The sequence below is a fragment of the Massilia sp. UYP32 genome (assembly GCF_050434365.1).
GTDB classification, from domain to species: Bacteria; Pseudomonadota; Gammaproteobacteria; order Burkholderiales; family Burkholderiaceae_D; genus Telluria; species Telluria timonae.
Map to the genome: position 1 here is coordinate 46484 of NZ_JBNDIK010000016.1, position 26643 is coordinate 73126.

Annotated in this window: 24 protein-coding genes; 14 read left to right on the plus strand and 10 right to left on the minus strand. The window is 67.5% G+C overall.

From position 1 onward, the window contains the following. The first annotated feature begins 178 nt into the window (after positions 1-178). From ABIB42_RS14130 to ABIB42_RS14145, 4 genes are all read left to right on the plus strand, one after another. A complete protein-coding gene (locus ABIB42_RS14130; protein WP_219863001.1) occupies positions 179-2227 on the plus strand; it encodes a PKD domain-containing protein in 2049 nt (682 codons plus the stop codon). Between the two features lie 115 nt (positions 2228-2342). Further along, positions 2343-4547, plus strand: coding sequence for a metallophosphoesterase family protein (locus tag ABIB42_RS14135; RefSeq protein WP_313633877.1), 2205 nt, complete (start codon positions 2343-2345; stop codon positions 4545-4547). A gap of 236 nt (positions 4548-4783) precedes the next feature. Beyond that, positions 4784-6625 carry a sensor histidine kinase gene (locus ABIB42_RS14140; protein WP_229520366.1) on the plus strand — a complete coding sequence of 614 codons (1842 nt, stop codon included), beginning with the start codon at positions 4784-4786 and terminating at the stop codon, positions 6623-6625. Between the two features lie 254 nt (positions 6626-6879). After that, positions 6880-7701, plus strand: a complete 822-nt coding sequence (locus ABIB42_RS14145) for a glycine-rich domain-containing protein-like (RefSeq protein WP_429248521.1) — start codon at positions 6880-6882, stop codon at positions 7699-7701. Between the two features lie 57 nt (positions 7702-7758). Here the strand turns inward: ABIB42_RS14145 and ABIB42_RS14150 are convergent, their stop codons facing one another. Both ABIB42_RS14150 and ABIB42_RS14155 read right to left on the minus strand, forming a co-directional pair. Next, complete coding sequence (locus tag ABIB42_RS14150; RefSeq protein ID WP_005668804.1) at positions 7759-8031, minus strand: hypothetical protein; 273 nt, start codon at positions 8029-8031, stop codon at positions 7759-7761. Positions 8032-8190: 159 nt separating this feature from the next. Continuing rightward, positions 8191-9075: an NAD(P)H-binding protein gene (locus tag ABIB42_RS14155; protein ID WP_005668801.1), complete on the minus strand. Its 885-nt coding sequence runs from the start codon at positions 9073-9075 to the stop codon at positions 8191-8193. Between the two features lie 170 nt (positions 9076-9245). On the opposite strand from ABIB42_RS14155, the gene ABIB42_RS14160 reads away from it, so the two are divergent. Both ABIB42_RS14160 and ABIB42_RS14165 read left to right on the plus strand, forming a co-directional pair. Beyond that, complete coding sequence (locus ABIB42_RS14160; RefSeq protein WP_429248522.1) at positions 9246-10274, plus strand: CDP-6-deoxy-delta-3,4-glucoseen reductase; 1029 nt, start codon at positions 9246-9248, stop codon at positions 10272-10274. A 76-nt stretch (positions 10275-10350) separates the two neighbouring features. Beyond that, positions 10351-11598 carry an MFS transporter gene (locus ABIB42_RS14165; RefSeq protein WP_312488727.1) on the plus strand — a complete coding sequence of 416 codons (1248 nt, stop codon included), beginning with the start codon at positions 10351-10353 and terminating at the stop codon, positions 11596-11598. A 2-nt stretch (positions 11599-11600) separates the two neighbouring features. Here ABIB42_RS14165 and ABIB42_RS14170 read toward each other — a convergent pair whose 3' ends face one another. Further along, entirely contained in the window at positions 11601-13223 is a 1623-nt protein-coding gene (locus tag ABIB42_RS14170; protein ID WP_429248556.1) for a methyl-accepting chemotaxis protein, read from the minus strand. Positions 13224-13536: 313 nt separating this feature from the next. Here ABIB42_RS14170 and ABIB42_RS14175 point away from each other — a divergent pair, with 313 nt between their 5' ends. After that, positions 13537-13914: an HPF/RaiA family ribosome-associated protein gene (locus tag ABIB42_RS14175; RefSeq protein ID WP_005668793.1), complete on the plus strand. Its 378-nt coding sequence runs from the start codon at positions 13537-13539 to the stop codon at positions 13912-13914. A gap of 44 nt (positions 13915-13958) precedes the next feature. Here the strand turns inward: ABIB42_RS14175 and ABIB42_RS14180 are convergent, their stop codons facing one another. Further along, on the minus strand, positions 13959-14771 hold the full coding sequence (locus tag ABIB42_RS14180; RefSeq protein ID WP_005668792.1) for a helical backbone metal receptor: 813 nt from the start codon (positions 14769-14771) through the stop codon (positions 13959-13961). A gap of 113 nt (positions 14772-14884) precedes the next feature. On the opposite strand from ABIB42_RS14180, the gene ABIB42_RS14185 reads away from it, so the two are divergent. Both ABIB42_RS14185 and sbcB read left to right on the plus strand, forming a co-directional pair. Continuing rightward, positions 14885-15844: a GGDEF domain-containing protein gene (locus ABIB42_RS14185; protein WP_005668791.1), complete on the plus strand. Its 960-nt coding sequence runs from the start codon at positions 14885-14887 to the stop codon at positions 15842-15844. 87 nt (positions 15845-15931) lie between these two features. After that, on the plus strand, positions 15932-17377 hold the full coding sequence (gene sbcB / locus ABIB42_RS14190) for an exodeoxyribonuclease I (RefSeq protein ID WP_040777047.1): 1446 nt from the start codon (positions 15932-15934) through the stop codon (positions 17375-17377). Positions 17378-17414: 37 nt separating this feature from the next. On the opposite strand, the gene pyrF is transcribed toward sbcB, so the two are convergent. Beyond that, a complete protein-coding gene (gene pyrF, locus ABIB42_RS14195; protein WP_040777044.1) occupies positions 17415-18239 on the minus strand; it encodes an orotidine-5'-phosphate decarboxylase in 825 nt (274 codons plus the stop codon). 149 nt (positions 18240-18388) lie between these two features. Between pyrF and ABIB42_RS14200 the strand changes: the two genes are divergently transcribed. The 3 genes from ABIB42_RS14200 to ABIB42_RS14210 are packed head-to-tail and all read left to right on the plus strand — an operon-like array spanning position 18389 to position 20346. Continuing rightward, a complete protein-coding gene (locus ABIB42_RS14200; RefSeq protein ID WP_005668788.1) occupies positions 18389-19000 on the plus strand; it encodes a LemA family protein in 612 nt (203 codons plus the stop codon). Between the two features lie 6 nt (positions 19001-19006). Next, entirely contained in the window at positions 19007-19834 is an 828-nt protein-coding gene (locus ABIB42_RS14205; protein WP_005668787.1) for a TPM domain-containing protein, read from the plus strand. Further along, complete coding sequence (locus ABIB42_RS14210; RefSeq protein ID WP_429248523.1) at positions 19834-20346, plus strand: TPM domain-containing protein; 513 nt, start codon at positions 19834-19836, stop codon at positions 20344-20346. The genes ABIB42_RS14205 and ABIB42_RS14210 overlap by 1 nt, the downstream gene beginning before the upstream one ends. Here ABIB42_RS14210 and ABIB42_RS14215 read toward each other — a convergent pair. Genes ABIB42_RS14215 through ABIB42_RS14235 form a run of 5 tightly spaced genes read right to left on the minus strand, consistent with a single transcriptional unit; the run spans position 20336 to position 24731 of the window. Further along, positions 20336-20929: a hypothetical protein gene (locus ABIB42_RS14215; protein WP_005668784.1), complete on the minus strand. Its 594-nt coding sequence runs from the start codon at positions 20927-20929 to the stop codon at positions 20336-20338. The genes ABIB42_RS14210 and ABIB42_RS14215 overlap by 11 nt on opposite strands. Continuing rightward, the gene (locus ABIB42_RS14220) at positions 20926-21426 is read right to left on the minus strand and encodes an RNA polymerase sigma factor (protein WP_005668783.1); all 501 of its coding nucleotides are present in this window, start codon (positions 21424-21426) and stop codon (positions 20926-20928) included. The genes ABIB42_RS14215 and ABIB42_RS14220 overlap by 4 nt, the downstream gene beginning before the upstream one ends. After that, positions 21426-22604, minus strand: a complete 1179-nt coding sequence (locus ABIB42_RS14225) for an ABC transporter permease (RefSeq protein ID WP_429248524.1) — start codon at positions 22602-22604, stop codon at positions 21426-21428. Before ABIB42_RS14225 ends, ABIB42_RS14220 begins: the two co-directional genes overlap by 1 nt. Further along, positions 22601-23335 (minus strand): ATP-binding cassette domain-containing protein, encoded by a 735-nt coding sequence (locus tag ABIB42_RS14230; RefSeq protein ID WP_005668777.1) that lies wholly within the window; start codon positions 23333-23335, stop codon positions 22601-22603. Before ABIB42_RS14230 ends, ABIB42_RS14225 begins: the two co-directional genes overlap by 4 nt. Before the next feature lie 10 nt (positions 23336-23345). Further along, on the minus strand, positions 23346-24731 hold the full coding sequence (locus ABIB42_RS14235) for an alpha/beta hydrolase (protein ID WP_005668775.1): 1386 nt from the start codon (positions 24729-24731) through the stop codon (positions 23346-23348). Positions 24732-24871: 140 nt separating this feature from the next. On the opposite strand from ABIB42_RS14235, the gene ABIB42_RS14240 reads away from it, so the two are divergent. Further along, positions 24872-25639, plus strand: a complete 768-nt coding sequence (locus ABIB42_RS14240) for an SDR family NAD(P)-dependent oxidoreductase (protein WP_429248525.1) — start codon at positions 24872-24874, stop codon at positions 25637-25639. A 621-nt stretch (positions 25640-26260) separates the two neighbouring features. Next, on the plus strand, positions 26261-26563 hold the full coding sequence (locus tag ABIB42_RS14245) for a hypothetical protein (protein ID WP_005668771.1): 303 nt from the start codon (positions 26261-26263) through the stop codon (positions 26561-26563). The last annotated feature ends 80 nt before the right edge of the window (positions 26564-26643 follow it).

Consider the following 26643-nt stretch of genomic DNA (forward strand, 5'->3'; position numbering starts at 1 on the left):
GAATCCCGCCCCGGCATTGCCGTGGCGGGATTTTTTTCTTGCAGGGCCGGCTCCAGCAAGGTGGCTTCGAGCTGCATCATTCGTGCGCGCCGCCGTCGCCTGATTCTCCTCACGCCACTCCGCGGATCGCGCCGCGATCATGGAAGTCCTGACATGCACCCACCCAAGCGGAGGCGATATGCACGCAAGTTTCCACACCGTCCTGTCTTGTCTACTCTGCCTGCTCGCGCCCGGGTTGATCGGCGCCGCGTCCGCCCAGGGCGCGCCCGGCCAGGTCGACGGCAAGAAGCCGCACCATCCCGCGCCCGCCAAGACCACCTACCGCGTCATCAACCTCGCCGCAGGCGAAGTGATCTCGGCCTCGATCAATGCCAGCGGCCAGGTCGCCTATTCGCTCACGACCGATATCTTCAACGAGCCCATCAACGCCTATTTCTACAATGGCAGCAGCTCGCAGAACATCGGCAGCCTGACCGGCCCGGGAAATTTCGCCCGCGCCACCGGGCTCACCAATTCAGGCCAGGTGGCCGGGGTGTCCCTCAATGCCGCCGACGACATCCGCACCTTCACCTGGAACGCCGCGGACGGCATGACCGATATCGGCACCCTGCCCGGGGCCGACGAAGCCCTCGAGCCGGTCATCAACAACAAGGGCGTGATCACGGCCATCGCCCACAATACCGCCACCAGCTTCAACCGCGCCTTCCGCTGGAGCGCATTGGGCGGCATCACCGACCTCGGCGTGCTGGCGCCGGGGCCGGTTGAATCGTCCTATCCCCGCGCCATCAACGATGCCGGCATCATCGTCGGCGACTCGTGGGCCTTCGGCAACGACTACCATGCCTTCCTCTGGACCTTCGGCACCGGCATGATCGACATCCACACCAACGCCAGCAACGACTCGACGCCGGTCGGCATCAGCGCCTTCGGCCAGGTGGCCGGCAACTACCATGTCGACGGCGAGCTCTGGCGCGGCTACGTCTGGACCTTCGGCACCGGCATGGTGGACATCGCCCCGCCCGCCGTGCGCACCGAGACCTTCGGCATGACTTCCGGCGGGCGCATCACCGGCCAGATCGGCGACCCGTTCATCGGTTCGCGCGCCATGACCTGGACCCAGGGCGGCGGCCTGGTCGACCTGGGCACGCTCGGCGGCACCATCTCGTCCGCGCGCGGCGCCAACAACAAGGGGCAAGTGGTCGGCGGCGCCCAGACCGGCGCCGGGCCGGTCCATGCCTATGTCTGGACCGCCAAAGAGGGCATGGTCGACCTGAACACGCGCCTGAAACACGCGCCGCCGGGCCTCGTGCTGGAAGCCGCCCTGGGCATCGCGGAGAACGGCTACATCGTCGCCGTGAGCAACACCGGCCTGGTGTTGCTCAAGCCGGTGAGCAAGTCGCCCTGCGGCTGCCCGCACAGCGTCGGCCCGGTCGTGGCGAGCGAGATGGTGGCGGTGGGCGCGCCGCTGACGGCATCGGTCGGCGTCGCCGGCGAACGTCAGGCCGCGCGCTACGGCATCACCTGGCACTGGGGCGACGGCAATGCCACGCGCACGGCGAGCACGCCGGCCGCGAGCGGCGCCGCCAGCGCCGGCGCGACCCACAGCTATACCCGTCCCGGCATCTATACGGTGACGGCGAAGGTCGTCGACGGCAACGGCGCCAGCGTGGACGTCAGCCGCCAGGTCGTCGCCTACCAGCCGGGCAAGGGGATGGCGGCCGGCGCCGGCGCCTTCATCTCGCCGCTCGCGGCCAGCAAGGCGCCTCTGCGCCATACGGGCAAGGCCCGCTTTCTGTTCATCGCGCCGGCGGTCGGCGCCCAGCCGGCAAGCGCGGCGGCGTTCTCGCCAGCGGCGCCGGGCTCACTGCACTTCGATGCCGGCGACCTGGACTTCGTGAGCAAGGACCTCAGGCGCGTCGCGGCGCAGGGCGCCCAGAGCCGCTTCGAAGGCAGCGGCACACTCAATGGCAAAGGCGGCTACCGGTTCGCGCTGGCTGCCACCGCATCGAACGCCGCCGGCGGCGAACCGGGCCGTATCAAGCTCAGGATCTGGCATCTCGACCGGGCGACGGGCAAGGAAGTGGTTGCCTACGATAATAGTGGGGCCGACGACGGACGCGTGCGCGCTGCCGTGGCCGGCGCGACCGCTCGCGCTGCTGCTTCCGCGACCGGCGCCAGCGATGGCGCCGGCAGCGCCCTGGCCGAGGGCAGCATCACCCTGTACTAAAAACTATCCCGGTACCAGGACGGCGCGCGGCAAAGATGCCCCTTCGCGCCGCCCTGTAACAAAGCGGTCATGCAAGAATGTAATCATGCCGGCCATCTTTCTGACCGGAGCCTGCATGACCCGCTTATCCTTGCCCCGCTTGCGCCTGACCGGCGCTGCTCCCTGCGCCGCCGCCCTTTCCCTGGCCCTGCTGGCCGGCTGCAGCCCCAGCGATCCATCCGATCCCGTTGCGATTACGCCGCCTCCAGTACAGACGCCGGACCCGACGCCAACGCCTGCGGCGCCGACGCCGGTCGCCTTCATGAGCGACGTGCACTTCCAGAACGTCTATGGCGACTTCAAGAACAGCCAGTTCGCCGGCATCCCGACCAGGGACGGCAAGCACGCGACCATCCGCACCATGTACGCGCAGCTGACCTCGACCCGTCTGTTCAACGAGAACTACTTCGCCTTCTTCGCCGCGCTCGACGACGCCTACGCCAGGGGCATCCGCGTCGTGGCCCTGCCGGGCGACTACACCGACGACGCCCAGCCGATGAACGTGGACGGCATCGCCGCCATCATGCGCGAATACCAGGCCAAGGGCATGCGCTTCTTCCTGGCGCCGGGCAACCACGATCCGGTCGAGCCCTACGACGACAACGAAGCCGGCAAGAACGACTTCCTGACCAAGGAAGGCAAGGAACAGAAGATCTTCGCCACCGGCAATCCGGCCTGCATCGCCAAGGACCCGACCGTGATCTGCACCGACCAGATCATGGAGCAAGGCACCGAACGCCTGATGACCAGGATGGCCGAATTCGGCTTCATGCCGAACAAGGCCGACCTGCTGTGGGAAACGCCGTTCAGCAAGTACAGCGGCGGCAAGTACAGCTATGACGAAGCGCTGGCCCAGGCCGCGGTGAAGAACCGCCAGTTCGAGATCTGCCTCGAGGGTTCGGGCGGCGCCTACAAGGCGGCCGGCGAAGCCAAGCTTGGCAAGCCTTTCACCAAATGCACCGAAATGATCGACAGCACCTATCTGGTGGAACCGGTCAAGGGCTTGTGGCTGCTCTCGATCGACGCCAACGTCTTCGTCCCGAACGCGAAGTTCGATCCGGCCAAGCCGCACGACTTCAAGGGCTACGACGGCGCCGGCAACGCCGGCTGGAACAAGGTGATCACCCACAAGATGTTCCTGATGGACTACATCAAGTCGGTGGCGGCGCGCGCCAAGGCCGAAGGCAAGCAATTGATGGCCTTCTCGCACTACCCGACCATGGACTTCTACGCCAACCAGACCGCGGCCATGAAGGCGGTGTTCAAGTCGGGCGCGTTCCAGACCGCGCGCGTGCCGGACCAGACGGTGGCCAACGCGGTGGCCGCGACCGGCCTGCGCCTGCACGTCGGCGGCCACATGCACTTCAACGGCACCAACGACCACCAGGATGCCGGCGGCAACTACCTGGTCAACGTCCAGTCGCCATCGCTGGCGGTGTACGGCGCCGCCTACAAGATCGTCACCTATAAAGACCAGGACACGATCGACGTCCAGACCATGCCCCTGAACACGGTGCCGCGCTTTGCCGAGCTGTTCCCGCACTACGTGGTCGAGAACGACTACCTGAAGGGCAGCTCGGTCCCTGGCGACGCCAGCAAGCGCTGGGACCGCAGCATCCTCGAGACCCGTTCCTACGGCGAGTACACCCATCAGTACTTCGGCGAACTGTCGCGCCTGCGCTTCATGGACGAATACTGGCCATGCGAGATGAAGGAAGCGGCGATGGCGCTGGACGGCAAGCAGATGCTGATCCTGTCGCAGCTGCAGACGAAGGTGACGCTGGCCCAGCTGAAGGATGTGCCCGGCGTCGTGCCCCTCACCGCCTCCTGCGCAGCGGCCGGCACTGCCGCCGGCGCCGCAGTCGCCGCCTCGACCCTGGCCACCGACTGGCTTGACGCCACCGCGCGCGCCGACAAGCTGGCCGGCACCGCGGGCCTGCGCCTGGACGACTTCGCCACCATCTCTGCCTACGATTTCTATGGCGACTTCCACCGCACCGTGTATGCGGGCGAACTGGCCCTGCGCGACATGGGCCAGCAGCGCGTGAACCAGTACAAGGTCTTGATGGCCGCCTTCCCGGCGACGCCGGCGGCGATCGTCAAGGTCGGCGACAAGCCGTCCGACCAGAACCCGGTGCACGTGCCGTTCCAGAACCAGTTCAAGCAGGTGTTCGCCATCCTCAAGGGCCTGGGCTCGGCCAAGCCGAGCGACCATTTCACGGTCGACCTGAAGGGCAAGAAGGTCAGCAATGCCAGCAATAATGGGCTGAGCTTCAACTAACTGCCGCTCTCACTCACCCGAAGGCGCTGCGCCCCATGGCCGCAGCGCTTTTTTTTCGGGAACAGCGATGCGCACGCCGTCCGACCTGTTTCGCGGCCCCCGCCGCCAGACGTCGTGTTTTTGTAAAACCTAGTAAACCTGATAGCTCCTGTCTGGTCAGACATTGCTTAGCGTATGGACCATAGGTATTGATGTTAAGCATGGCCACGTGCCGTCCCGCCCTTTCGAGATACCGCATGCCTTCAGATCGTCCTCCCGCAATGTTCTCGCCGGCAACCTTGTTGACGGGTTTGCTGCTGTCGCTGGCGTTCGGCGCCGGCGCCTATTTCGCCACCGCGGAGGCGATCGAGAGCGATGCCCACGCGCGGTTTCGCGGCATGGCGCGCGCCGCCCAGAACAATATCGATACCCGTATCAAGGGCTACGGCGCCGTGCTGCGCGGGGTCGCGGGGCTGTTTCGCGTCAACCCCGACACCACCGCATCCGAGTTTCGCCAGTACGTCGAGCAGCTCGACATCAAGCGCAGTTTTCCGGGCATCGTCGTGATCAATTATGCGCGCATGGTGCGCGCTGACGGCCTGCCGGCACTGAACGAGGAATTGCGCGCGCGGCTGGCGCGCCATGGTGTGCGCCATCACACGCCGCTATTGCCTTCATCCGAACGCGACAGCTACACGGTGCTGGTGTACATGGAGCCGCTGTCGCCCGACCTGTACGACAGGCTGGGCCTGGACCTGGAGGCGCGCGGCATCACCCGGCGCGTGATGGCGCATGCGCGCGACAGTGGCCTGCTGAGCGCTTCCGGCACGCGCATCACCCTGCGGCCCGGGCCCAACCAGACCGCGCTGGCGCTGCGCCTGCCGGTCTACCGCGGCGACATGCCCGCTTCCAGTGCGGAACAGCGGCGCCTGGCCTATGTCGGCTCGGCCGGACTGGGGTTCGGCGTCACGCCGCTGGTCAGCGGCGTGCTGGACGAGTTCCCGGTCGAAGGCGTGCGCCTGATGCTGACCGAGCTGACCGAGCCTGGCGAACCGGCGCCGCAGACGGTCCTCTACGACAGCCTGGCCACCGTCGACTACCCCAACCCGGCGCTGCCGCCGGACGACAGCAGCATGTTCGCAACCAGTCTACCGATCGAATTCAACGAGCGCGTCTGGCGCGCCGACTTCAGCGTCGCCAAGTCGGCGCTGTACACCCGTTTCGACGTGTATTACCCGTGGCTGGCAGCCTTCGCCGCCAGCATGAGCGCGGCCCTGCTTTACGCCCTGTTCCAGACCCTGGCCTCGTCGCGCCGCAACGCCCTGCGCATGGCCGAGGAAATGACGCGCGAGCTGCGCGCCAGCCAGGCCAAGCTGCAGGCCAGCCACGAAAAACTGCGCATGCTGGCGGCGCACGCCGAGCAGATCAAGGAAGGCGAACGCAAGCGCATCGCGCGCGAGATCCACGACGACCTGGCGCAGAACCTGCTGGCCCTGAAGATCGAGGCCGAGCTCCTGGCCAATCGCACCCGCGGCGGCCACCGGCGCCTGCACGCGCGCGCCGACGCCACCGTCCGCCAGATCGACGTCACCATTCGCAGCGTGCGCCAGATCATCAACGACCTGCGTCCCAACGTGCTGGACCTGGGCCTGTCGGCGGCGGTCGACTGGCAGGTGGCCGATTTCGCGCGCCGCACCGGCATCGAGTGCGAACTGGTCGACGACGACGGCGAGCACCGCATCGACGACCATTGCGCGACCGCCTTCTTCCGCATCCTGCAGGAATCGCTCAACAACGTGGCGCGCCATGCACGCGCCACCAAGGTCAGGATCGCCTTGCAGCAGCAGGCCGACATGCTGACCATGACGATCCGCGACAACGGCGTCGGCATGCAGCCGGGCAGCCGCAACCGCCACGGCTCGTTCGGCCTGGTCGGCATCGAAGAGCGGGTCGGCATCCTGGGCGGCTCGTTCTCGATCAGCAGCGGACTCGATTCGGGCACCACGATCGTGGTCACGATTCCCGTCGTCGGCCTGTGCGGGGACGTGGGCATGGACTTCTATCCCGGCAAGGCGTCCCCGATCGCCGTAGCCGCCTAATGCCCGGCAATGTTCGCACGGCTGTTGCCAAAAACTCGCAATGCTACCGGCACTTGAGCAACCTCAACAGTTACTCTGACAGACCGCAGGACAATTCCTATAGCTGTCGCCGGTCAATACACCGGGATTCTTCCTATATCGAGTAGGCGGAGTCCATCACTGACCGTTCAGCAGCGCAAGCGCGGCGAATAAGCGCACGACCTGAACAGGGATGAAGCAACACCAACGTCTACAACACAACACGAGGTGAAACGATGTCGACCAATACCGAATTCTCCGTCTTTGAAGCACTCGACCTGGCCCCTATCAAGATGAAACTGATGCACGTGGAATCAGGTGAAGGCTGGTCCGAGCAGCGTGCCGATGCCGCCGCAGCCGAGTACCGCCGCTTCCTGTTCCTGATGAAAAAATACCCGGAGGCCGGTGCTTCGCCGACCGTTGAAGTCGACACCTTCTGGCACTACCACATCCTGGACACCATGAAGTACGCCCGCGACTGTGAGGCTACCTTCGGATTCTTCCTACACCACTATCCCTACGTCGGCATGGGCGCCGGCGCCAACGATGGCGAACGCCAGCGCGCCGGCGACCGCATGCCTGCGTTGTACGAGGCCGAGTTCGGCGTGGTCGTCAAGGGCGACGCCGCGTTCTGCGCCTACCCGAGCAAGCAAGCCGCCGAAGCCGCGTTCTGCGCCGCCCCGAGCAAGCAGGCCAGCGACACCGCCTTCTGCGCCGCCCCGAGCAAGCAGGCCAGCGACGCCGCCTTCTGCGCCGCCCCGGGCAAGCAAGCCAGCGCCACCGCCTTCTGCGCCGCCCCGGGCAAACAGGCCAGCGACACCGCGTTCTGCGCCGCCCCGGGCAAGCAAGCCAGCGACACCGCCTTCTGCGCCGCCCCGGGCAAGCAAGCCAGCGCCACCGCGTTCTGCGCCGCCCCGGGCAAGCAAGCCAGCGACATCGCGTTCTGCGCCTCCCCGGGCAAACAGGCCAGCGCCACCGCCTTCTGCGCCGCCCCGGGCAAGCTGGCCAGCGACATCGCGTTCTGCGCCGCGCCCGGCAAATCCCTGCAAGCCGCCTGACCTGCCTGTCTGACCCTCGCAGCCGGGAGGCAGCCATGCCGCCATCCCGGCTGTCGCCTATTCGGCGAGCGTCATCTCTGCTTCGCTGCCCTTCCTGATCATCAGCGCCCGCAATTCGCTGATGCTGAAATCGCTCTCCTCGTGCATGCGGATCAGCAGCGTGGCGCCGATCGGCAGGGTAGCGTGGCGGATCTTGCTGATCACGGGCGGCGCCACTTCGAGCAGCTTCCACAGGGCTGCGTCATTCTTCAGGCGCAGTCGGGCAATGATGGCGTCGAGGACCCGGTTGGGGTCGTACTCGGCGCCGGGCGGGAGGCGGCGGATCGGCATGGCTCTTTCAGTAATATTATTAATTTGCTATTTAACACGCTATACCGCGAAAAATTAGCAGAAAGAGGCAAACTATCAGTATTTATACGGCTATTTTCGCGGGACGCGAAATTATACAGATAGTCGATAAATAATGTTTACTATTCCATCATCTGGTCACTACGCCGCGCGCAGGCGCGCCAGCGTCGTGGCGACGTCGGGATGGCGCAGGCGCACGCGCAGTTCGCGCCTCAGGCGGGTGTCGTCCAGCTGCCGCGATTCCGACATGAAGGACAGCAGCATCGGCGACACCGCACCTTCCAGATCGGCGCGCGCCAGGCGCGGCGGGCGGTGCATGCCGAAGGCGTCGGCCACGGCATCGAAATAATCGGCCATCTTCATGCGCGTGCGGTCGACCGCGTGCACCACGCGCCCGGCCCGTCCGCGCTGCAAGGACGCCAGCACGATGCGCGCCAGGTCGTCGGCGTGCACGTGGCTGGTGTAGACGTCGTCCTCGGCACGCAGCGCCGGCGTGCCCTGCTCCAGGCGGCGCAGCGGCAGGCGGTCGTCGGCATAGATGCCGGGCACTCGCAGGATGGACAGCGACGCGCCGCTGGCCAGGGCCCAGGCGCGCAGGATGCGTTCGGCGTCCACGCGCCGCCGCGCGCGCGCGTTGCGCGGCGCCACCGGGCGGTGTTCATGGACCAGCGCGCCGCCGCAATCGCCGTACACGCCGCTGGTGCTCACATACACCATGCGCTCGACCTTTCCCAGCGCCGCCGCCAGGTGGCGCGTGCGCCGGTCGTGCTCGCCGTCCGGCTGCGGCGGCGCCAGGTGCAGCACCCATGGCGCGAGTCGCCGCAGGCGCGTCAGGGTCGCGGGGCGGTCCAGGTCCGCCACCAGCGGCACCGCGCCCAGCGCGCGCAGCTCGGCGCGGCGCTCGGGCTGGCTGGTCAGGGCGAACACCCGGAATTTCCCGGCCAGCAGCGGCAGCAGGCGCATGCCGACGTCGCCGCAACCGACGATGAGCAGGCGGGGACGGGCGAAGGAGGAGCGGTCTGGCATGGGTTCGGGCGATGGAGGCGGACCGCGGCACTGTAGCACAGCGCCGGCGCCGGGCCGGGCCCACCCGCGCCCGGCAAAACCGGGGCCGGTGTAGAATAGCGCCCAGTTGCGACAAAATCGCCATAGGATCAACCACTTGCGCTTAGCTTGCGCGCCAACCACCGAATCGCATGACCTTCCAGATCACCGTCCAGCCCAGCGGCAGCCAGTTCACCTGCGAAGCCGACGAAACCGTCCTTTCCGCGGCCATCCGCGCCGGCATCGGCCTGCCTTATGGCTGCAAGAACGGCGCCTGCGGCTCGTGCAAGGGCAAGGTGCTCGATGGCGCGGTGGAGCACAAGCCGCACCAGCAGCGCGCGCTATCCGACATCGAGAAGACCAGTGGCATGTCGCTGTTCTGCTGCGCCGTGCCGAGCGCCGACCTGGTGATCGAGGCGCGCGAAGTGGGCGGCAGCTCGGACTACCCGCTGCGCAAGATGCCGACCCGGATCGCCGCCATCCGCCGCGCCGCGCCCGACGTCGCGATCGTCAACCTGCAGCTGCCGGCCAACGAGCTGCTGGCCTACCGCGCCGGCCAGTACATCGAATTCCTGCTCAAGGACGGCAAGCGCCGCGCCTACTCGATCGCCAACGCGCCGTCGTTCGAAGGCCCGCTCGAACTGCACATCCGGCACCTGCCGGGCGGCCTGTTCACCGACCACGTGTTCGGCGCCATGAAGGAACGCGACATCCTGCGCTTCGAGGGTCCGCTGGGCACCTTCTTCCTGCGCGAAGAATCCGACAAGCCGATCGTGCTGCTGGCCTCGGGCACCGGCTTCGCCCCGGTCAAGGCCCTGGTCGAGCACCTGATGCACCTGAAGTCGACCCGCCCCGTGCGCCTGTACTGGGGCGGCCGCCGTCCGCAAGACCTGTACATGGACGAGCTGTGCCGCGCCTGGGAAACCACGCTGCCCGACTTCACCTACGTGCCGGTGATCTCGGACGCGCTGCCCGAGGATGCCTGGACCGGCCGCACCGGCTTCGTGCACGCGGCCGTCATGCAGGACATCATCGATCTGTCGGGGCACCAGGTCTACGCCTGCGGCGCCCCGGTCATGGTCGATTCGGCGCGCCGCGACTACACCGCCCTGTGCGGCCTGCCCGAAGACGAGTTCTTCGCCGATTCGTTCACCACCGAAGCGGACCTGGCGGGCGGCTGACCCGCCGCTGGCGGCGCCGACGCGGCGCCGCATCTTCGGGCACAATGATGGGTTCTCCCGTCGCCCCGAACAATCCATGTCCCTGCTGTCTCCCTCCGGCCGCCTCGGCGTCCTGCGCAACCGCAATCTCGCCTTCTATCTCTCGGCGCGCTTCCTCGCCACCTTCGCCGTCCAGATGCAGAGCGTGGCGATCGGCTGGCAGGTGTACCAGATCACCGGCAGCCTGTTCGACCTCGGCCTGATCGGCCTGGCACAGTTCGCGCCCTTCCTGCTGTTCATCCTGTGGGCCGGCCACGTGGCCGATCGCTACAACCGGCGCCTGATCGTCATGGCCTGCATGGCGGTGCAGCTGTTGTGCAGCGCGCTGCTGATCGCCTTCACCGCCAGCGGCAGCACGGTCGTGTGGCCGGTGTTCGCGATCCTGGTGGTGTTCGGCAGCGCGCGCGCCTTCATGATGCCGGCCTCGCAGGCGGTGCTCAAGAACCTGGTGCCCGACCGCGAATTCAGCCAGGCGGTGGCGCTCGGCTCCTCGACCATGCACGTGGCCGTGATCCTGGGACCGATCGTCGGCGGCCTGCTGTACGTGTTCGGCGCGCAGGTCGTGCACATGACGTCGGCCAGCCTGCTGGCGCTGGCGGTGCTCCTGATGACGAACACGCGCAGCATCCAGCAGATCATCAACAAGGCGCCGGTCAGCTGGCACACCCTGCTCGAGGGTCTGCGCTTCGTGCGCTCGCGTCCGATCGTGCTGGGCGCCATCTCGCTCGACCTGTTCGCGGTGCTGTTCGGCGGCGCCACCGCCCTGCTGCCGGCCTATGCCCACGACATCCTCGGCGCCGGGCCCACCGGCCTCGGCTTCCTGCGCACCGCGCCCGGCGTCGGCGCCGCCCTGTGTTCGATCACGCTCGCGATGTTCCCGATCACGCGCCGGGTCGGGGCCTGGATGTTCGGCGGCGTCGCGCTGTACGGCGTCTGCGTGATCCTGCTCGGCCTGACCGACAGTTTCCCGGTCGCCCTGGCCGCCCTGTTCCTGCTCGGCGTGGGCGACATGGTCAGCGTCTACATCCGCCACCTGCTGGTGCAGTACGAGACCCCGGACGAGATCCGCGGCCGGGTCAGCGCCGTGAACTCGGTGTTCATCGGCGCCTCGAACGAGCTGGGAGAATTCGAATCCGGCGTCACCGCCGGCTGGCTGGGCCTCACCCGCGCCATCCTGCTCGGCGGCGTGGCCACGCTGGTGGTCACCGGGCTGTGGGCGGTGCTGTTCCCGGTGTTGTCCAGGATGGACCGCTTCCCGCACCACGAAAAAGAGCGCGGGAGCTGACTTCAGGCCACCGCCAGCGCGCGCTGGCGCGTTGCCGATGCCGCCGACGCCGGACGGGCCGCTCCGGCGGTGCGCAGGCCAGTGTCCAGCTTGAACACGCTGACCGTCTCGGCCAGGCGCGCCGATTGCTCCTTCAGCGACTGGGCGGCGGCCGCCGCTTCCTCGACCAGGGCCGCGTTCTGCTGGGTCACCGCATCCATCTCGCTGACCGCCTGGTTGATCTGCTCGATGCCGTTTTCCTGCTCGTGGCTGGCGACCGTGATCTCGCCCATGATGTCGGTGACGCGCTTGACGCTCACCACGATCTCGTCCATGGTGGCGCCGGCCTGGGTCACCAGGCGGCTGCCTTCGTCGACCTTGGTCACCGAGTCGTCGATCAGCGTCTTGATTTCCTTGGCCGCGCTGGCCGAACGCTGGGCCAGGTTGCGCACCTCGCTTGCCACCACGGCGAAGCCGCGGCCCTGCTCGCCGGCGCGCGCCGCTTCGACCGCCGCGTTCAGCGCCAGGATGTTGGTCTGGAAGGCGATGCCGTCGATCACCGAGATGATGTCGACGATCTTGCTGGCCGACGCATGGATGGCGCCCATGGTGTCGACCACGCTGGATACCACGACGCCGCCGCGGGTGGCGACGTCGGAGGCCGAGCGCGCCAGGCCGTTGGCCTGGCGGGCGTGTTCGGCGTTCTGCTTGACGGTCGAGGTCAGTTCTTCCATCGACGAGGCGGTTTCTTCCAGCGAGCTGGCCTGCTGCTCGGTGCGGCTCGACAGGTCGAGGTTGCCCACCGCGATCTCGTCCGAAGCGGTGGCGATGGTGTCGGTGCCGCTGCGCACCTGGCTGACGATGTCGCGCAGGTTCGTGTTCATCTCTTTCAGCGCGCGCAGGAGCTGGCCCGTCTCGTCGGTCGAGGTGACCTCGATCTCGCTGCTCAGGTCACCGGCGGCGACGGTGCGCGCCACTTCCACCGCCTGGTTCAGCGGCTTGACGATCGAGCGCGTGATCAGCCAGGCGATCAGCACCGCGGCCAGGAGGGACACGACGCCCACGCCCAGCATCAGGGCCATGGCCTGCGAATAGGCTTCACGGCCGCGCGCCTGGTCTGCGGCATTGCGGGTCGCCTGCAGGACGACCATCTCGTCGATCGCCGCGGTCCACGCGCGCATCGCCGGCGCCATCTTCGCGCTCAGGAATTCACGGCCGCCCTCCAGATCGTTGGCGCGGGCAAATACCTCGCCCTGGGCCACCAGCGGCAGCGCGGCCTTGCGCGCGGCGACGATGTTCGCGTGGAGAGTCGTGCCCTCTTCGCTGATGAGCAGTCCGGCGAGCGTGCTTTCCGCCTTGTCGTAGGCTTCCCGGGCGACGCCGATGGTCCGCGCCAGCTCCTGCATCTGCGCCTCGTCCGAAACGATCGTCATGTCGCGTACCGCGATCGAGATCCGGCGCAGGCTGTCGCGCATATTGCTGGCCGCCTCGATGCGGACGTTGTTGCCCTCGACGATCCTGACCAGCAGCGCGTCCATGGCTTGCAGTTTCTGGATGCCGGTTCCCAGGACCACGACCAGCAAGGCCAGGACCAGGCCGAATCCGAGCGCGAGGCGCTGGCCGATTTTAAGTTGCTTCAACTGCATCATACTCTCCGTTCTGTGAAGGTGCGCCAGCCAGGTTGCTTATCGGTGCTTGCGCATTTTTATCGATGTTAAAAAATGCTGCCGCCACGTCCGCGCCCAACCTGAATGGGATCGTCCGCTGCAAGAATTCGATAGATTTGCAAATACGTGTTGGATTCTAGTAGGACAAGTCCTACAACACGAGCACTAAATTGCGATGTGGAAATAATGCAACTAAGATATAAAAATGGCTTATCAAGAAGATAACGCGAGCGGGCGCGGCGAAAATCGCGGGAGGTGTAAGATGAAGCCGTAATGACTACAGGAGCCATCCATGCAGATCAATGTAAATACCGATAACACCATCAACAAGCATCAGGGCCTGGACGAGCACGTCCAGGAAGTCGTGCGCTCCTCCATCGGTCGTTTCGGCGACCAGGTCAACCGTGTTGACGTTCACCTGAGCAATGAGAACAAGGAGAAGAAAGCGGACGGCGGCAATTCCTGCATGCTGGAAGCACGCCTGGCGGGCATCGCGCCGATCGTCATCCACGAGCACGCCACCGACCTGCACCAGGCCATCAACAACGCCGGCGGCAAGCTGGCGCGCGCCCTCGACAGCGCGATCGGCCGCCTGCAGGACAAGCAGCGCGCCGCCTCGATCACGCACACCGAAGATCCAACCGCCGACAAGCACTTGACGGACATGTGATCGTGACCCAATGAAGCGCAGGCCCGTCCGGGCCTGCCTTCAGCCTACACAGCGCTCCCCTCCAGCATCGCCTTCACTTCGCGCAGATAGCGCAAGCCCGCCAGCGCGCGGCTGCCGTACCACGACATCATCTCGCCATCGACGAGCAGCACCGGAATCCCGATCTGTTTTTCCAGCGCGTCCGCGTGCGCCTCCGTGAAGCGGTAGGGTTCGGTCGACAGCAGCACGGCGTCGAGCCCGTCCACCAGGGCTTCGGACCAGTCGAAACGGGGATAGCGCGCCGCTCCCAGCGCGGGCACCCGCCAGCCCAGTTCGGCCAGCATGGCGGCGATATACGTGTCTTTCGACACGCTCATCCACGGGTCTTGCCAGATGCAGTACAGGACTGTGCGCGCCGGGCCGGCCGGCAAGGCGCGCAGCCGCGCCAGTTCTTCCTCGAAGGCCCCGCACCATGCCCCGGCTTGTTCCGGGGCGCCGAAGATGCCGCCCATCAGCCGCGCCAGCGCCAGGTTGTCGTGCGGGACCAGGGGATGGGTGACCACCACGTGCGGCACGAACTGCGCCAGCGCGTCGACGGTCGGCTTTTCGTTCTCGTCGATGTTGACCACGACGTGGGTCGGCGCCAGCTTGCGGATCTTCTCGAGGTTGACGTCCTTGGTGCCGCCGACCTTGGGGATGTCCGCCACCGCCGCCTTCGGGTGAATGCAGAAACCGGTGCGGCCGACCAGCCGCGGCGCCAGGCCGAGGTCGCACAGCAGCTCGGTGATCGACGGCACCAGCGACACGATGCGGGCGTCCGCGGCCACGGCATGCCGACGGCCCAGCGCGTCGACGAGGAGATTGTCAGAAGTCGTCATGCGATGTTTCACCATTGTTGTTTAAGCCGCGCCGAATACGCATTCCAGGTCCGATAGGCTATCATTTCACCGCTGTAAGGACTCAACCTTACGCGATTCGCTCGAGGCCCCACTTGGAACACATCGGCACCTTCGGTGCTTCCCGTACGCTGCGCGACCTGCACCTGTTTCGCGACGAGACCGACCCGGCCATCGCCGCGATGGTGGCCGGCTGCGCCGTCGTGCGCATGGCGCGCGGCCGCCGCATCGACGATGGCGGCCAGGCGCGCCTGTACATCGTCCTGTCGGGCGTGCTCGAGATCGCACCCGACGCCCATGCCGGCGACGAAGGCAACACCAGCCGCATCCTCCCGGGCGAGAGCGTCGGCGAACAGGCGGTGCTGGACGACGCGGCGAACCTGGCGGCGATGACGGCGCTCGAGGACACCGAACTCCTGGTGATCGAGTCCGACATGGTGTGGACCCTGATCGAACGCTCCAGCGTGCTGGCGCGTAACCTGCTGCGCCTGCTGTCCTTCCGCATCCGCGCCACCAACGCCCTGCTGCGCCGGCGCCAGAAGCTGGGCGAATTCTACCGCCAGCTCTCGCTCAACGACCCGCTCACGGGCCTGTACAACCGCGCCTGGCTGGGCGAGATGCTGCCCAAGCTGGCCGCGCGCGCGGCCACCGACGGCAAGGCGCTGTCGCTGGTGATGATCGACCTCGACCACTTCAAGCGCTTCAACGACACCCACGGCCACATCGCCGGCGACGCCGCGCTGGCCGCGGCGGCGAACGTGATCCGCGGCGCGCTGCGCCCGTCCGACTTCGCGGTGCGCTATGGCGGCGAAGAGATGCTGGCCGTACTGCCCGACACCACGCCGGAACTGGCCGCCGGGGTGGCCGAACGCCTGTGCCGGCGCCTGCGCCTGGCCGTCGTGTTCCCCGACATGCGCCTGCCGCTGCCGCACCTGACCGCCTCCTTCGGCGTGGCCAGCCTGGCGCCCGGCGACGACGAGCGCAGCCTGATGGCGGCGGCCGACGCCGCCCTGTACCGCGCCAAGGAGGCGGGACGCGACCGCGTCTGCGCTTGAGGTCGCTTGCCGCCGGCCGTGACTGATCGGCGCGGATGTGCCACCATGCTGGTTGACGCTGTGAAGCAGCACACACAACAACAACACATGAGCACGCATACCTTCCTCTGGCACGACTATGAAACCTTCGGCGCAGTGCCGCGCCGCGACCGCCCGGCCCAGTTCGCCGCGATCCGCACCGACGCCGACCTCAACGAGATCGGCGAGCCGGTCATGCTGTACTGCCAGCCGGCCAACGACTTCCTGCCCGACCCGCAATCCTGCCTGATCACCGGCATCACCCCGCAGCACTGCCTCGAACGCGGCGTGCCCGAACACGAATTCGCGCGCCGCATCGAAGCCGCCTTCAGCGAGCCGGGCACGATCGGCGTCGGCTACAACACGATCCGCTTCGACGACGAGGTCACCCGCTTCCTGTTCTGGCGCAACCTGATCGATCCGTATGCGCGCGAGTGGCAGCACAACTGCGGCCGCTGGGACCTGCTCGACGTGGTGCGCATGGTGTACGCGCTGCGCCCGGAAGGCATCGAATGGCCGACCCGCGAAGACGGCAAGCCGAGCTTCAAGCTGGAACACCTGAGCGCCGCCAACGGGCTGGCCCACGAGGCGGCGCACGATGCGCTGTCCGACGTGCGCGCCACCATCGCGCTGGCGCGCCTGATCCGCGACAGGCAACCGCGCCTGTTCGACTTCTGCCTCGAGCTGCGCCGCAAGGACCGGGTCGCGACCGAGATCGGCCTGCACCTCGATCCGGGCCAGCGCCAGCCTTTCCTGCACGTGTCCGGCATGTTCCCGGTCGAATACGGCTGCCTGGGCCTGGTCTATCCGCTGGCCCAGCATCCGACCAACAAGAACGAGGTGCTGGTCTGGGATTGCCGCCACGACCCGTCCGAACTGTTCGCGCTCGACGCCGACACCATCCGCACCCGCATGTTTACGCGCGCCGGCGACTTGCCCGAAGGCGTGACCCGGCTGCCGATCAAGAGCGTGCACCTGAATAAATCGCCGATGCTGGTCGGTAACCTCAAGACGCTGCGGGCCGACCTGGCCACGCGCTGGGACATCGACCTGGAGCGCGGTCGCGCGCACGCCGCGCTGGCGGCCGGCGGGCCGGACATGCGGGCGATCTGGGCCCAGGTGCTGGCCAAGCCCGGCGCGGGCGAGACGGTGGACGTCGACGAAGACCTGTACGGCGGCTTCGTCAGCCGCGACGATCGCCGCCAGCTCGAGTCCCTGCGCATGCAGAAGCCCGAGGCGCTGGCGCGGCGCGTCAGCTTCGAGGACGAGCGCCTCAACGAACTATTGTTCCGCTACCGCGCGCGCAACTTCCCGCACACGCTTTCGGAAGACGAGATGCAGCTGTGGGAAGCGCACCGGGCGGCGCGGCTGTTCGAGGGTGCGCATGGGGCGCGTACGGTGGACCAGCTGTTTACCGAGATCGATGCCTTGTCGGAGACGGCGGACGAGCGCGCGGAGGAAATCCTCGGCGCCTTGTACGATTACGCCGAGTCGATCGCTCCCGACCGATATTGAACGTGTCGTGGACGGCGGAGGCGTCCACGACCCGGGATCAAGCGTGGCGATATGCGTTGATCGCATCGCGCGTCTCGCGCGCCACGCGCCGCGCCGCTTGGGCGAAATCCTCGCCCTCCTGCGGCGTCGCATACAGGATCGCGCGCGACGAATTGATCATCATGCCCGCGCCCGCCGCCGTGCGGCCGGCCTTGACAGTCGCCTCGACGTCGCCGCCCTGGGCGCCCACGCCCGGGATCAAGAGCGGCATGTCGCCCACCAGCTTGCGCACCTGCGCGATCTCGTCCGGGAAGGTCGCGCCCACCACCAGCGCGCACTGGCCGTTGCGGTTCCATTTGTCGGCGACCAGTTGGGCCACGTGCTGGTACAACGGACGCCCCGCCACGTCCAGGAACTGCAGGTCGGAGCCGCCCGCGTTCGAGGTGCGGCACAGCACGATCACGCCGCGGTCCGGCCATTCCATATAGGGCTCGACCGAGTCGAAGCCCATGTAGGGGCTGACCGTCACCGCGTCGGCGCCATAGCGCTCGAACGCTTCGCGCGCGTACTGGTGGGCGGTGGCGCCGATGTCGCCGCGCTTGGCGTCCAGCACCAGCGGGATGTGCGGGTAGGTGGCGCGCAGGTAGGCGCAGATTTGTTCCAGCTGGTCTTCGGCGCCGAGGGCGGCGAAATAGGCGATCTGCGGCTTGAAGGCGCAGGCCAGGTCGGCGGTCGCGTCGATGATGGCCTTGCAGAACTGGACGATGGCGTCCGGCTGGCCCTGCAAGTGGGCAGGCAGGCGCGCCAGGTCCGGGTCGAGGCCGACGCACAGCAGCGAATCGTTGCGGGCCCATGCGGCGGAAAGTTTGTTGATGAAATTCACCTCTAGCCCCTTGTATCTTTGTAAATGCAAACCCATTATTGTACCCGCCGGCGGTCCATCGCCGCTAATCGGCGCCCGCCCGGACGCCAAACCGTGGCTATTTCAGGTATATTTTGATCATTCGACAACTTGACCACACGAACAACATCATGACCCATTCCTTCTTCTTCCGTTGGACCCGTCTCCTCGGCGGCGCCGTCCTGGCCGGCGCCCTGCTGTCCGGCTGCGGCTACAACGAGTTCCAGACCAAGGACGAGGCCACCAAGGCGGCATGGAGCGAAGTGGTGAACCAGTACCAGCGCCGCGCCGACCTGATCCCGAACCTGGTCAACACCGTCAAGGGCTACGCCTCGCATGAAAGCGCCACGCTCGAAGCGGTGACCCGCGCCCGCGCCCAGGCCACCAGCTTCCAGATCACGCCCGAGGTGCTGAACAACCCGGAAGCCTTCCAGAAGTTCCAGCAGGTGCAGGGCGAGCTGTCGGGCGCGCTGTCGCGCCTGATGATGGTCTCGGAAAAATACCCCGACCTGAAGGCCGACACGAGCTTCCGCGACCTGCAGTCGCAACTGGAAGGCACCGAAAACCGCATCACGGTGGCGCGCCAGCGCTATATCGCCTCGGTCCAGGATTACAACGTGACCGTGCGTCAGTTCCCCAAGAACTTGACGGCGATGGTGTTCGGCTATGACACCAAACCGTCGTTCACCGTCGAGAACGAGAAGGCGATTTCGACCGCGCCGACGGTCGACTTCGGCAAGTAAGCGCGGATGGCTGCGCTCTCACGATTCTTCTGCATCCTGCTGCTCGCGCTGGTTGCCACCGCGCCGGCCTTCGCGCAGCTGCAGCCGGTGCCGACGCTGACCACGCGCGTCACCGACCAGGCCGGCATGCTCGACGCCGCCCAGCGCCAGCGCCTGGAAGCGGTGCTGGCCGACTACGAAGCCAAGACCGGCAGCCAGATCGCCGTGCTGCTGGTGAAGTCGACCGAGCCCGAGGCGATCGAGCAGTACAGCATCCGCGTCACCGACGCCTGGAAGCTGGGCCGCAAGGGCGTCGACGACGGCGTGCTGCTGCTGGTGGCGCGCGATAATCCATCGGCGCTGCGGCGCCTGCGCATCGAGGCCGGGCGCGGCGTGCAGGGCGTGCTGACCGACGCCCAATCCAAGCGCATCCTGCAGGACGTGATCGCGCCACACTTCCGGCAACAACACTATTACGAGGGGCTGGTCGCCGGCGTCGGCGCCATCGCCACCCTGCTTAACCAGGAAGCCTTCCCCGCCCCACCGCCGCAGCAACCGCAGCGCCAGGCGGCGGGCGACGGCGGTTTCCCCTTGTGGGCGATCTTCCTGATCATCATCGGCGCCTCCATGCTGCGCTCGGTGTTCCGGCCGCGCCGCGGCCGCACCATCGCCACCCGCCGCGGCCAGTCGCACTGGGGCAGCGCCACCACCGGCTTCGTCCTCGGCAACATCATCGGCAATATGAGCCGCGGTGGCGGCGGCGGCTTCGGCGGCGGCGGCGGTGGCTTCGGCGGCGGCGGATTTTCGGGCGGCGGCGGCAGCTTCGACGGCGGCGGCGCCTCGGGAGACTGGTAATGGGATCGATGACACACAAGATGCGCCGCGCCTGGCGCCACTGGAAGAGCAGCGCCAGCAAGGCGAAACAGGCTTTCCCCGACGCGACCCTGGACGCGATCGCCGAGGCGATCGACCAGGGCGAACGCGCCCACCGCGGCGAGGTGCGCCTGATCGTCGAAAAATCGCTGCCGTTCGAGGCGGCCTGGGAAGGCGTCACCAACCGCCAGCGCGCGATCGCCCTGTTCGCCGACTACGGCGTGTGGGACACCGAAGACAATTGCGGCGTGCTGATCTACGTGAACCTGGCCGAGCACAAGGTCGACATCGTGGCCGACCGCGGCATCGACCGCAAGATCGACGCCGCCACCTGGCAGGCCGTGTGCCGCACCATGACCGAAGGTTTCAGGCAGGGCAGCTTCCATGATGCGACCCTGGCCGCGGTCAACCAGGTCAACGACCTGCTGCGCCAGCACTTCCCGGCCAGCGGCGAGCGGCCGAACGAGCTGCCGGACCGGCCGGTCATATTGTAGGCGGCTCGTCCAGCCATTCGCGCGCCAGCGCGTCGACGTCGGCGATTTCGGCCGTCATCCGGCGCGTCTTGCGGCGCGCCCAGATCCAGCCGCCGGCCAGCACCAGGGTCACCGCCACCGAAGACCAGGCCGCATTCCAGGCGTCGCGCGCCGTGATCAGGGAGACCACCGGCGCCGGCAGCAGGGCGATGGTGGTCCAGCGCGTCAGTCTCGCCAGCCGCAACCCGAGCAGCGCGCGGCGGCGCCGCAGATCCAGCCAGTCGCGCAGGCTGGCGCCGCTTGGCTCCTGCAAGGCCTGGAGGCGGGTCCAGGTATAGCTGACCATGACGACGCACATCACCAGCACATAGAACAGCGTCCACAGCAACAGGATGCCCTCGGTAGCCGGCAGGGGCCAGCGGGCGACCAGCATGCCGGCAGCCACCGCCGCAAGAGCCCACTCGCCCACGATCGTCCACATGATCAAACGACGCTCGCGGCGCGCGCGCGCGATCATCGCCGTCACGTCCGGCATCGGTGGAGCAGCCGGCGCATCCGCGCCCCAGGCATCCTGCAACCTCGCCCATTCATCCGCATCGTTCATCGTTCCTCCAGCCTTTCCTTGAGCGCAGCCTTGGCGCGATTGAGCCGCACGCCGACGTTATTGACCGAGATGCCGAGCAGCTGCGCGATCTCTTCATAGCGCATTCCCTCCAGCGCCAGCAGCACCAGCTGGCGTTGCCCGACCGGCAGCTGGCGCAATGCCGCCAGCAGGCGTTGCTGCTGCTGGTTCAGGCGCGCCAGGGTTTCCGGCCCCGGTTGTTCGTCGGCCCATTCCTCATCGAGTTCCTCGTGCTGCGGCTGCGCCACCGCGCGCATCACGTGGCTGGCGCAGCGCCGGTGCGCCACGCCGATCACATAGGTCTTGAGACTGGATTCTCCGCGAAAGGCCGGCAAGGCCTGCCACACGGCGAGCATGATGTCCTGCACCAGGTCTTCGCGCGCATGGCGGTTGCGCTCGAAGCTGGCGGCGAAGCGCACCAGCATGCCGCCGTGCTCGGCCATCACGCTGTCGAACTGCGTCCTGTCGCCTGGCGCCATCACAGCCCGAACACGAAACGCTCGCTGCCCAGGCGCCGGCTGCCGAAGGCGATCAGCAGCGCGGCGCCGCCCAGGCAGCCGGCGGCCGACAGGGCCAGCAGCTGTGGCGCCACGGCCTGGCCGGAGAGCAGCGCGCTCAGTTGGGCGTGCTGGCTGAACATCGGCAGCAGGTGGGCGGCGGACGGCGACGTGGGGCCGAGCTTCTCCATCATCAGCAGCATCGGCGCCAGTTGCAGCAGGTTGAGATAGATCTGCCCTTCCTTGTGGGTGCGGGCATGCAGCGCCACCACGCATTGCAGGGCGCCCACCAGCAGCGCCAGCGGCAGCAGGATGATCAGCATCTGCACGAGCATCGCCGCGTCGGGCGCGAAGGCGATGCCCAGTTCGTGCAGCGGCAGGCGTGCGAGCGCCTGCGCCGACAGCAGCAGCGCGGCGGCGCAGCTGGCGTAGCCGAACAGCGAGGCGGTCAGCCATTTGCCGATGAAGAGCGTGCCGGGCGCCACCGGCTGCGCCAGCAAAGCCTCGAGGGAGCGCCGCTCACGCTCGCCGCCGGTGGCGTCCAACGCCACGTGCGAGCCGCCGACGACCAGGCCGAGCAGCCAGAACAGCGGCAATACGCCCAGCACCAGCGCCGCCCGACCGCCCTGGCCGCCCATGTCGCGCAGCTGCAGGTGCAAGGCATTGGCATGGCCGGGCGCCACGCCGGCGCCCAGCAGGCGCTGGCCGGACAGCTGCGCGCCATAGCCGGCCACCAGCGCCTGCACGCGCTGGGCCTGGCGCCTGGCGTCGTCGTCGGACATGTCGGCCCACAGGGCCAGCGTGGCCGCGCTCCCCTGCGCCAGTTCGCGCGGCGCCTGCGCCGGCACTTCGAGCACCACCGCGCCGGGCGAAGCCGCCAGCAGGCCCTGCGGCTTCCCGGCGCTTGCGCGCAGCGTGACGCCCGCGGCCTCCAGGTGCCGCACGAGCCCCGGCGCATGCGCCGCGCCGACCAGGTGCAGCAGCCGCGTGCCGGCGTCAAGCTCGGACGCGATCAGCGCCTTGAGCACGCCCGCCAGCACGAAAGGACCGAGCAGCGCGAACAGCAGGCCGGCCACCATCGAGCGGCGGTCGCGCACGGCGTCCATCACTTCTTTCGAGACCACGATCCACAGGTTCTCCACGAATTTTTCACGTCTCATGCCGCCATCCCCTCATCGCTGCCGATCACGTCGACAAATGCCTGTTCCAGGCTGCTCCCGCCGGTCTGCGCCAGCAGCGCCGGCGTCGTCCCCGCGAAGCGCACCCGGCCCGCGGCCAGCACCACCACCTGGTCGCACAGCTGGGCCGCCTCCTGCATCACGTGGGTCGACAGCAGCACCGCCGCGCCACGCACGCGCGCCCGCATCAGGGCCTCGCGCACGGCGCGCGTGCTCATCACGTCCAGGCCGCGCGTGGGCTCGTCCAGCACCAGCACGGCAGGATCATGCAGCAAGGCGCGCGCCAGCGCCACCTTGATGCGCTGGCCGGCCGAAAATCCCCTGGTCGGGCGCCCGGCCTCGGCCTCCAGCCCCACCTCCCGGACGACGCGCTCGATGGCGCGCTCCAGCATGGCGCCGCGCATGCCGTGCAGGCGGCCGAAGTAGCGCAGGTGGTCGCGCGGCGTGAGCCGTTCATAGAGCCCGAATTCGTCGGTGACGATGCCGAGCCGGCGCCGCGCGGCGAGCGGCGCGCGCGTCACGTCGATGCCGTCGATGGCGACCATGCCGCTGTCCGGCGCCAGCAAGCCATACAGGATGCGCAGGCAGGTCGACTTGCCGGCGCCATTCGGCCCCAGCAGCGCGGTGATGGCGCCGGGGCGGGCCGTGAAGCTGACCTCGTCCAGGGCCTGCAAGGTCTTGAAACGCTTGCCGATATGGTTCACGACGATCATGGCGCGCTCCTCACAGGGTGGGCTGGCCGTCGGCCAGCACGAATGGTGGCCGGCGAATCGCCGCCAGGCAGGCGCCATCCACGGCGGCAGGATCGGCGTGCTCGAGGAAGGCGGCGATCAGGCGCGGCGCGCAACCGGCGCCGCTGAACGTATGGCCGGCGCCGGCGGCCACCAGCACCCGGCTGTGGCGCAGGGTGCGCGCCGCCAGGTGGGCATTTTCCGGCGGCGTGACCGGATCGAGGCCGCCCGCCAGCAGCAGGGTCGGAACGTCGGACACCACGGCGCGCGTCAGTGCGGCATCTGGCCGCGCGGCCGGCCACACCGCGCACCAGTCGCGCCAGCCCCTGGCATAGGCTTCGCCGAAGCGGCTGCCGGCGGCGTCCCGGCGCATGGCGGCGGCGTCGAGGAATGGCGCTTCTTCGGCGCACAGCACCGACAAGGTCTGGCCGAAGGTCATGCCTTCCAGGCTCCAGCCGGCCAGGGCGTCGTACAGGGCGAGCAGCGGCTGCGGCCGGCCATTGGCGGCGGCGTGGATGGCGAACGGCAGCACGCTGGCATGCTGGGCGCTGTACATGGCGCCGCGCAGCAGTTGCGGCACCGCCTCGGCCTGGTGCTGGCCGAGGGCCGGCAGCGCCAGCACGGCGTCGAGCTCGCGCGCCAGGTTCGGGAAGGCCCGGGCGCAGCCCTGGTCGGCGGCGCAGTCGGCCAGCAGGCGCTCGAGCGCAGCCTGGGCGTGACGCGACGACAGCAGGATGCGGGCATTGGGCGGCGCCACCGAATCGAGCACCATGCCGCGCACGCTGCCGGGGTAGCGCCGCGCATACAGCAGCGCGGTGCGGGTGCCGTACGAACCGCCCCACAGGCTGAACTGGCGGTAGCCGAGCGCGCGCCGCAAGTCCTCGAAATCGGCCAGCGCGGCTTCGGTATGGAAGTGGCGCGGGTCGGCGTCGAGTCCTGCCAGGCAGGCGCGCAGGCTGGCCTGGACGGCAGCCGTGTCGCCTCGCGCGATCGCCTCCTCGGGCATCGGGCAGCGCAGCGGGGTTGACCTGCCGGTGCCGCGCTGGTCGACCAGCAGGATGTCGCGGCGCTTCCTCGCTTCACGGAAGGCGCTGGCCAGGAGCGGCCCGTAATCCATGGCGGCCTGGCCCGGACCGCCGGCCAGCACCAGCAGCGGGTCGGACGCCGGCGGTTTCGCGGTGGCCTTGAGGCGGGCGAAGTGAATCGTGATGCTGCGGCCGGCCGGCTTGGCGCGGTCTTCCGGCACCTGCAGCGTGCCGCACTCGACCCGCTCGGGGAAGTGCGGCAGGTGGCACGGTTCCAGCGCGGCGGCCATGCCGGAATACAGCAGCATCGCCAGGAACAGGGTCCAGGCGAGGGCGAGATGCTTGCGGGTCATTTTTATTCTCGTTGTGGTGGAGATACCCGTGTAGTCGTGCCGTGCGTGGAAAACTTACACGCGCAGCGAAGATCATGCATGGCGGGTAGCCACGCCGAGTGGTTAGAATGGCGGCCTTTGCCTCTCTACGAAAGCCCGCCATGAAACTCCATCAGAAGATTGCCATCGTCACCGGCGCCAGCCAGGGCATCGGCCTGGCCTGCGCTCAGCGCCTGGTGCGCGAAGGCGCGCGCGTGATGCTCGTCGACCTCAAGCCGGAAGTCGAGCAGGCCGCCGCCAGCCTGGGCGAAGCCGCCCGGTTCTTCCACGCCGACGTCGGCGTCAAGAAAGAGGTCGATGCGATGGTCCAGGCCACGCTCGACGCGTTCGGGCGCATCGACATCCTGGTCAACAACGCGGGCGTGACCCACGCGGCCGACTTCCTCGACCTGGAAGAAGACGATTTCGACCGCGTGCTGCGCGTCAACCTGAAATCGATGTTCCTGTGCAGCCAGGCGGCGGCGCGCGACATGGTGAAACGGGGCGAAGGCGGCTGCATCATCAATATGTCGAGTGTGAACGCCGAGCTGACCATCCCGAACCAGGTGCCCTATGTGGTGTCGAAAGGCGGCGTCAACCAGTTGACCCGGGTGGCGTCGATCGCCCTGGCCCAATATGGCATCCGCGTCAATGCGATCGGCCCGGGCACCATCCTGACCGAACTGGCCAGGCAGGCCGTGCTGGGCAGCCCCGAGGCCCGCCACACCATCCTGTCGCGCACGCCGCTGGGCCGCTGCGGCGAGCCGGAAGAAGTCGCCTCGATCGCCGCCTTCCTGGCCAGCGACGACGCCTCGTACATGACCGGCCAGACGCTGTACGCCGACGGCGGCCGCATGGCGCTGAACTACACGGTGCCGGTACGCGACTGACAATGACCGAAACGGGGCAGATATTACTTTAACGCATGTCTGGTATCCGAACTCGCAATTGGACACCCGAATGGCCGACCCCGATAATTACACCTGTCTCCACTATTCTCCTCCAAGAAAATAGTTTTGAGCCCGCGCAAGAGCGGGCTTTTTTTTTGCCTGAAACGGACAGGAAGGCTGCTGCTACGTAGTTCTACGTATAAGGCACATGCATGACACGACGGCGCCCGCCGGTCATTTGATACCGCCAGAACTTTGCGCTTGGTCACAATCGCGTCACAAACTCTCCCTATACTAAGAATCACCTGTCATACACGCAACCGATATGCCTGATGACAGCAGGTGTGCAGCGCCCGGGGTGCTACACACCAACCGATTTCGCATCTCTTGGCCCGATCTTGGGTTGTGCCCGCCACCGGCGGGCATTTTTTTAGGCGCCCGCAGGCTGGAACTTGACCTGTTGCAGACCGGTCTCACTCTCTGCCCTGGCGCAACTCGCAGTAAAAAAATTGTCACAGCGCTTGAAGCCGTCGCTGATTTGACTATCATAAAGTTCGCGCTTCCGATTCGGCCACCGGTCGGAAGACCACGTACAACGAAACGTCCAAGGGAACCCGTCCTATGAACCTACGTGTACCAGCCAGCGCCGCCCCCGACACTTGCCGCCGCCATCATGAAGACGGCGACCTCGTCCTGAGCGAACTCAATCCGTGCACCGTCGTCGACACGCTCGATAGCGACAGTACGCCGCTCAACCTGCTCACCTTCGGCAGCGTCCGCGAAGTCTGCCCCAAGTGCCAGCAAGCCCACCTCAAGCTGGTCCTGCGACAGGGCAGCGTGCGCATGGCCCACCTGTTCTGCGCCGATTGCGAAAGCTGTTTCGACGCCCATTACGCCGACGGCGCGCCGGCCCTGACGATCTGATCTGGCATTAGCGTGCGGGCAATTGGCTGCAAGCGTGGTATGGTTGCCGCTCTACGCATCCACCTATCCCGTTCGCCTCG